General features: G+C 46.0%; 1 protein-coding gene. It reads left to right on the forward strand.

Features of this window, described 5'->3' with window-relative positions; genetic code table 11:
- Positions 1 to 660: 660 nt before the first annotated feature.
- Positions 661 to 1,896, forward strand: coding sequence for a glycosyltransferase family 2 protein (locus tag BLT35_RS25990; RefSeq protein ID WP_062409845.1), 1,236 nt, complete (start codon positions 661 to 663; stop codon positions 1,894 to 1,896).
- Positions 1,897 to 2,009: the final 113 nt, after the last annotated feature.

Below are 2,009 nucleotides of genomic sequence, written 5' to 3' on the forward strand. Positions count from 1 at the left end.
CAAGTGGTTTTTCGTCCTAATTTCGAGAAATTAGTGACATTTGTGCAGCAAAAACCACCGTTTACCAGTTAATGACACGAACTGCATAGATCATATATTATATTTGACAATGGGTTATCATGGTTCATTTACCATAAATTATGAATCATATGTACAGCTTTGTCCAATTTCCGGCGAGTTCATGTAGGAATAGTTTCGCGTGGCAGCAACATTTTTGCAGACAAGTTCGTCAGTAAAGTTGTCGGTGGCAGATGACTGCCCATACAGGGGAGCATCCGCCGGTATAGAAAATGGCAGCCGGGGCGATTTGGTTTACGGAGCCGCGATGCGGATTCCGGGATGAGGGTTGTACAATCGTCGCCTCTACAAATTGGCAAAGAAAGTTTTTCCAGACGGCGCTTATAAAAAAATTGAAAAACGATGAAAATAAGACGTAAAAAGCTGGATAGCAGAGAGTCCGACCGATACCGCTGCTGTTTTTCCCAAAAATGACAAAGAACCGACTTAATCAAGCGGTGTGAAGCTTTTGACAAATGACAGTAAAGAGAGGAAAATCATATTCGGCTACCCTCGCAATTGAAGAGGCATTATCGAATCCGTTATTAAACTGCTAAAGAGAAAAAAGACATAGGGGTACATACAAAAAAAGGGGGATGAATCATGCTGGACAGTATTATGCTAGGCCTTCAGTTTACGCTAATTGTCGTCGGGGCCTATCAACTGGGCCTGACGTTTTTTGGCTGGTATCGCCGTAAGAACAAGGCCCAGCACGCGCCGCAAAAAACGTTCGCCGTCTTGGTGGCGGCTCACAATGAGGAGCAAGTTATCGGAGCGTTAATTGAAAACCTGAAAAATCTGGATTACCCGAAAGAGTTGTACGATATATTCGTAATTGCTGACAACTGTACGGACAAGACTGCGCAAATCGCCCGCGATATGGGCGTATATGCCTGCGAGCGCCATAATCCGAACCTAAGAGGTAAAGGTTATGCGATTGAATGGATGCTCAAGGAGCTGTGGAAGATGCCTCGCCAATACGACGCCGTCGTCATGTTCGATGCGGATAACCTGGCGAGTCCCGATTATCTGAGACACATGAATAACGATTTGTGTGAAGGCTCGAAAGTTATTCAGGCTTATCTGGATACCAAAAATCCTAACGATTCCTGGATTACCGCTTCGTATGCCATATCTTATTTTTTCAGCAACCGGTTCTGGCAGCTGCCCCGAACCAATCTGAAGCTGGCGAACTTTCTGGGCGGCACGGGCATGTGCTTTGAAACAGGACTGCTCAAGCAGATCGGCTGGGGGGCGACAAGTCTTGTCGAGGACCTGGAATTTTCCATGCGATGCGTCAAACTTGGCGTAAAGCCCACCTTCAATCCGGATGCGAAGGTATACGATGAGAAGCCTCTTACGTTTAGGGCATCGGCAAGGCAAAGGCTGCGTTGGATGCAGGGGCATTTTGACGTTTGCCGCCGTTATTTCTTCGTTCTGCTTTGGCAGGGGATTAAAGAACGGAACTGGACGAAAATTGATGCCGCGATTTACTCGGCCAATGTATATAACTTTTTCCTTGGTTCGATTGTCACGATGGCGGTTTGGTTTGATAATATCGTGCTGGGCGGCTCGCATCTCACCAAGCTGTATGAAGTATCGCCTACGCTGTTTAACGTGGTGACGATCTCGATTTACGTCCTGCTGCCGATCTCTATGATCATGGATAAGGCATCTCTGAAAACCTATAAGTATTTGATATTGTATCCTGTCTTTATGTTTTCCTGGTGGCCGATCACGATTTATGCGTTCTTCACTCAAAACAACAAGCAGTGGAGCCATACGGAGCATACCCGCGTGATTCGTCTTGAGGACATGCACAGTAAACAGGCAGGTTGAATCTGTCGGACAAACCGATGTTAGTGTAAAATCTCCGTGGGTGTAGGAATTGGAAAAAGCGGATATAGAAAAAGAGCTTCTCCCTTGGTAAAGTGATGTTTGCGCACAACACA

The sequence above is a fragment of the Paenibacillus naphthalenovorans genome (assembly GCF_900099895.1).
Taxonomy (GTDB): domain Bacteria; phylum Bacillota; class Bacilli; order Paenibacillales; family NBRC-103111; genus Paenibacillus_G; species Paenibacillus_G naphthalenovorans.